The sequence below is a fragment of the Zarconia navalis LEGE 11467 genome (genome assembly GCF_015207075.1).
GTDB classification, from domain to species: domain Bacteria; phylum Cyanobacteriota; class Cyanobacteriia; order Cyanobacteriales; family Geitlerinemataceae; genus Zarconia; species Zarconia navalis.
The window spans coordinates 1-5687 of sequence record NZ_JADEXN010000365.1 but is presented as its reverse complement, the minus strand read 5'-3'; the positions used below and the strand labels follow the sequence as shown (position 1 = coordinate 5687).

The 5687-nt window shown below is 51.2% G+C and carries 3 protein-coding genes and 1 pseudogene; 2 read left to right on the top strand and 2 right to left on the bottom strand.

Features of this window, described 5'->3' with window-relative positions; genetic code table 11:
* Both IQ235_RS17115 and IQ235_RS17110 read left to right on the top strand, forming a co-directional pair.
* Positions 1 to 2580 (top strand): response regulator (locus tag IQ235_RS17115; protein ID WP_264322639.1); only part of this gene is annotated, 2580 nt, incomplete at its 5' end.
* Between the two features lie 310 nt (positions 2581 to 2890).
* Positions 2891 to 3640, top strand: coding sequence for a 4'-phosphopantetheinyl transferase family protein (locus tag IQ235_RS17110; protein WP_264322638.1), 750 nt, complete (start codon positions 2891 to 2893; stop codon positions 3638 to 3640).
* 160 nt (positions 3641 to 3800) lie between these two features.
* On the opposite strand, the pseudogene IQ235_RS17105 reads toward IQ235_RS17110, so the two are convergent.
* Both IQ235_RS17105 and IQ235_RS17100 read right to left on the bottom strand, forming a co-directional pair.
* Positions 3801 to 4604: pseudogene (locus tag IQ235_RS17105) on the bottom strand (SLC13 family permease); the annotation flags it as partial.
* A 489-nt stretch (positions 4605 to 5093) separates the two neighbouring features.
* Positions 5094 to 5687: universal stress protein (locus IQ235_RS17100; RefSeq protein WP_264322637.1), on the bottom strand; the 594-nt coding region annotated here is incomplete at its 5' end.

Sequence of the window (5687 nt, the reverse complement as noted above, 5' to 3'; positions counted from 1 at the left end):
GTCTATCCCTTTTACGAGCCGGGAGAGTTGCTGCAAGGGGTATTTTTTGTCGATCTGTCTCTTTCCCAAATCGGTCAATTTCTCCAGAGTTTACGCATCAGTTCTACCGGACAAGCGTTTATTTTAGAGCCGAACGGCGCACTCGTGGCCAGTTCGACTTTGGCTCGGCCGTTTTCCATCCAAGGCGATCGCCTCACCCGCATCGATACCTTCGATCGGAACGACAACACCGAAATCGCTGCATTGGCGCAATATCTGCAACAGCAATTCGGTCAACTCGATCGGGTAACGGCTTCGGAGCAGCTCACTTGGATATGGCAGGGTAAACCCCAGTTCGTGCAAGTGACCCCATTTCAGGATGAGTTCGGCCTGAATTGGTCGATTGTCGTCGTGATTCCCGAAGCGGATTTCATGGCGCAAATCCATACCAATACCCGCACGACGATTCTTCTATGCGCGATCGCCCTGGGACTGGCAACGGCACTCGGATGGGTGACGGCTCGTTGGATCGGTCGACCCGTTCTTCGATTGAGCCAAGCAGCCCAAGAGATTTCCGGAGGTGACTTAAGTCACACCGTCACCGTCAAAGGTGCGGACGAATTAGAAGTCTTAGCAGAAGCTTTTAACAATATGGTCGGTAAGTTGCAGGCTTCCTTTCATCAAAAAGAGGAGTATTCTCGTCTCTTGGAAGTGAAGGTGAACCAAAGAACTCTGGAGTTGCAACAGGAGATTGAAGAACGCAAGTTGCTCGAACAAAAGCTGCTGTCTTCAGAAGAAAAAATGCGCGCGGTGTTTGAGGCGATGACTGATATCGTCTTGGTGCTGGATGCCCAGGCTTGCAATATCGACATAGCCCCCACCAATCCCGGTCGCTTGTACGAACCAGATCGCGAAGCCATCCGGCAGACGATCGATGGTTTCGTTCAAGGGAATTGCCCAATTTGGTTGCATAAAGTCCAGCAGGCTTTGAGCGCCCAACAAACGGTAACCTTCGATTACACTCTCACTATTCATGGAAAGGAAGAGTGGTTTTGCGCCAGTATTTCCCCCATGTCCGATCGTCAGGCAATTTGGGTGGCGCGCAATATTAGCCCTCGCAAGCGAGCGGAAGCTGCCATGCAAAAAGCCACAGAAGCAGCAGAAACAGCCAACCGAGCCAAAAGCCAATTTCTCGCGAATATGAGCCACGAGTTGCGATCGCCTCTGAATGCGATTTTGGGCTTTGCCCAACTCATGACTCGCGACCCCAACAGAACCCCCGAACAACAAGAAAACCTCGATATTATTACTCGCAGTGCCGAACATTTACTTTCTCTGATTAACAACGTTCTCTCCTTTGCCAAAATTGAAGCCGGGCGTACCACCCTCAATCCGCAAAACTTCGACCTGTTCGATCTGCTTCAAGATTTGGAAGATATGTTCCGTCTGAAGACTGAGGAAAAGCAGTTGGAGTTGAAGTTCGAAAGATCGCCGCAAGTGCCCCAGTACGTGCGAGCGGATGATGTGAAACTCCGCCAGATCCTGATCAATCTACTCAACAACGGGATTAAATTTACCCAAACCGGTCGCGTTTGGATTAAAGTGAGTACCCAGCCCTCAGAAGGATGGCAAGGGGATATCTCAATTCCCATTCCGCGTCCCCTTCACCAAGCTCGTTTGTATTTTGAAGCGATCGATACCGGGGTGGGAATGTCTTCAGAGGAACTCGAGCTACTGTTCGAGCCGTTCGTTCAAACCCAAACGGGTCAAAATGCTCACGAGGGAACGGGTTTAGGACTTTCGATCGCTCGCGCGTTCGTTCAATTGATGGGGGGAGAAATGACTGTTGAAAGCGAAGTCGGACGGGGGACTCGCTTTCTCTTTAATATCGCGGTCGATATTATCGAAGCTATTGCCCTACCCCCCCAACAGCCAGCTCGCCACGTCATTGGTATCGCCCAAAACCAATCTCCTTATCGAATCGCGATCGTCGATGACCAGTGGAGCAACCGCCAACTTTTGGTAAGATTGCTCAAACCTTTGGGTTTTCAGGTGCGAGAGGCAACTAACGGTCGAGAAGCGATCGAGTTGTGGGAGCGCTGGGAGCCACATTTGATTTGGATGGATATGCGGATGCCGGTGATGGATGGCTACGAAGCTACCAAACGAATTAAAGCCACCACCAAAGGTCAGGCAACGGCCGTCATCGCCTTGACGGCGAGTACCCTGGAAGAAGAACGAGCGATCGTTCTCTCGGCGGGATGCGATGATTTCGTCCGCAAACCTTTTCGAGAGTCAGAAATTTTCGAGACGATGCGCAAACATATCGGCGTGCGTTACCTGTACGCAAGCGCGCGCCGACCCTCTTCCAAATCTTCTCAACCCTCCAAACCAGCGAATCTAGAGGCTTTATCCGATCGATTGCGATCGCAGCTCGAACGGGCGATTCAAGTGGGAGATATGGAGCTGATGGAGAGTACCATCGAGGCAATCCACAGGGATAATCCCAAACTGGCTCAGTCTTTAGACGCAATGGCACGAGATTTTGCCTACGATGAGATCTGGGCATTTCTTGAATTCGACGGAACGTCAAGATCGTGAGGATCAAGAAGATGGGGAGACCGGGGAACGGGTCGAATAACAAACCGCCCGTTCTTCGCTGTCCGTTGTCCTCTGCCTCCTCTGCTTCTTACAAGGGAATGCTTTTCACAATCGCTCCGCTCTCTCTCTGGTCAAGCGTCAACGAGAATTCAAGGGTTTTGCTCCCCCCCCTGGTCACTGAGCTTGTCGAAGTGCCCCCACTTCCCCAGCTCAAGACTGCTCGATTTCACCAGAATATAAAAAACCTACACTTGTAAGCTCCTCTGCCTCCCCTGCCTCCCTGCTTGCCAATACCCGAATCCTAATTGATATGACAGTTGCTAGACGATGGCTCTCTCCTCCCCCTGTGTTGAATTTATCGTCCGATCTCATTCACGTTTGGCGAGCTGACTTAGATTCGCAACCCATCGAGCTGTTGTTAGCACTACTTTCTGCCGACGAACGCCAAAGAGCCGATCGATTTTTTCGTCAGGTCGATCGTCACTCGTTTATCGCCGCTCGCGGTATCCTCCGGAAGCTCCTCGGCAGCTATCTCAACCGCCCCCCAGAGCGGCTCGAATTCGGCTATGCCGAGCGGGGTAAGCCGTTTTTGGTCGATGGCGTTCGCGCAGCGTCTGTGCGGGAGAATTGCAATAATTCCCTAGAATTCAATCTCTCTCACTCTGGGGGAATCGCCCTCTATGCGATCGCCCGCCATCGTCGAGTGGGAATTGATGTCGAATCGTTTCGGGAGCTTGACACTTTGCCATTGGCTCAGCGCTTTTTTAGCGATCGCGAGTATCGCCAGTTGAGCGGCTATCCCCCCGAACGACAGCCTGCCGCCTTTTTTAGTGCGTGGACGGCAAAAGAAGCACTACTCAAAGCCACGGGGGAAGGATTGCTGGGATTATCTCAGGTGGAAATTTCCCTTGCCGGAGAGGATCTGATTCCGTCCTTACACTCGATGGCATCTTCGCCTGCGCAGTGGTATCTGCAAAGCCTCGAAGTCGGTGCTGGCTACAAAGCGGCAGTGGCGATCGAAGGGGAACCCTGTCTGCTCGATTGCTACGGATTTGAGTGACGATCGAATCCTTATGCTTATTTGGCTTAGCTGCGTAACAGCTTACAAACCGCACAAAACGGCGATCGCTAAGGGCGTGACGATCGCCATAATCAGGGGGAACCCCCACGCGGGCGAAGTCGAGAAATTTGTAACCGCCAGGGGCGTAAACCATGGTGTTGGTCTGGTAGCCGATGGGGGTCGAAAAGCTACTAGAGGCGGCGAAGGTGACGGCGAAAATAAACGCTAGAGGATTGAGTTGCAGGCGTTGGGCAACTTCTGCGGCTAGGGGCAGCATTAAAACCACCGAGGCATTATTGGAGAGTATTTCGGTAAGCACGGAGGTGATGAGGTAGAAAAAGGTTAAAACCCAATAGCCCGAAAGATTTCCCCCCACCGCCACGAATCCATTTGCCAACCATTCGGTTGTCCCAGACTTTTCCATCCCGATCGGGGTAAACTGGAAAATTGAAAAAGCGCCATAGCCTAATTTCTCTGACAACCCACTGGCGAGAATATTCGTAGACGTACCGATGAGGGTCATCGTCCCCCCCCAAATGGTGATGTAGGACAGGGGAATCAGCAGTTTGGAAACGGATATCTTTTGTTTTTTTCCCCACTCTTCAACAATCGGCAGAAACAGGGCGACGACGGCTGTATTGTTGATAAATGCCGAGATCGGCCCGACGATCGCCCCTAAAACTAAAATTTGCCGGGTGGTGCGGGTTCCCCCCCATTTCATCAACCCATCTCGCAAGATGTGGATTGCCCCGGTGCGAGCAATTCCGGCACTGAGAACGAACATTGCCAGGACGGTAATTGTGGCGGAGTTACTAAATCCGGAAATGCCTTCTTCGGGGGTAACCAGTCCCAATAACATCAGGACGATCGCTACGCCGAGGGCAGTGAGATCTACGGGAAGCCACTCGGCAATAAAGGCAATTAATGCAACCAGAACGATACTTAAGGTTAAAGCAATTTGCATGAAAAGCCGATTTTTATGAAAAATTGGATTGTCGAAGAGGTGGATGGTTTTGTAAGCGCCGAATGCTGACGAACAATCTCATAATGCGGGTACGGCAGGTTGAAAATACTCGCTCGTTTTTTACTCGTCCGATCTGGATAAGTGCGATCGCGCCTGAAGCGCTAATCATCGCTCTCACAATCGCGCTCGTGCTTATACTACATGAAAGGGAAAAGAGAACGTCATATGAGTCTCTTTTCCCCTTTAAAACCAACATTTTAGGTGTGAGAAGTAAGGTCTAAATTTTAAGATTTTCAGTCCAAATTCATAAAGTAGTTTATGCAAAAAAATCAATTTTTAAAATCATAAAATAAGTTTTCTTTATCTATAAGAGTTCGCCGACAGACTGCAAAGATTTTCACTTCCCCACCCGGTCAACTCAATCGAACTCAATCTCCATAAAATGTTCGATCGATTTAAGAGTGTTTCCAGGGGGCATGGGGCTGAGGTTCAACTCATACCCATGGGATTTTCTCGTCTGGGGGCGATCGATTCGGCCGTTTTGAGAAAGACTTGGGGTTCGCCGAACAACAACATCGAGCAAGCCAAGTGTTCCATCACCCGTGTCGTCACATCGCTAGCGGCTAAGCCGGCGACCGTATAGCGGCGTTGCGATCGCCAAACCATCAGATCGCTGGTTCGACTGGCTTCGAGAATGCGATCGACGGGATTATCGCTCGATACCATTTGCATCTCGAATTCCACATCCCCCTCCTGCAAGACTTGCGAAAAAGCTTCTCCCGTGGCGGCTATCTGTTCTCTGGGAGTTTGGGGAGAACTCACGTGCAACAGTGTCACCGTCGCGCCGTGGATTTGGGCCAGAAGCTGGGCAAACCTGACGGTGCGAACGGCTTGGGGGGTTAGCACTTTCACCGGAACCAAAATCCGGCGAACGCGCAAGGGGGTTTCGACGAAGCGCACCACCAACACCGGACAGTGGGAAGATTGCAACACGCTATCAATAAGAGTACCGAACAGCCGCGATCGCAATCCGATTTCCTCGCTCCAACCCATGACAATCGCACTGGCATCTCGTTCTCGGGC

Coding starts and splice junctions, on each gene's coding strand:
- IQ235_RS17110 (WP_264322638.1), top strand. CDS start 2,891: ATGACAGTTGCTAGACGATGGCTCTCTCCTCCCCCTGTGTTGAATTTA.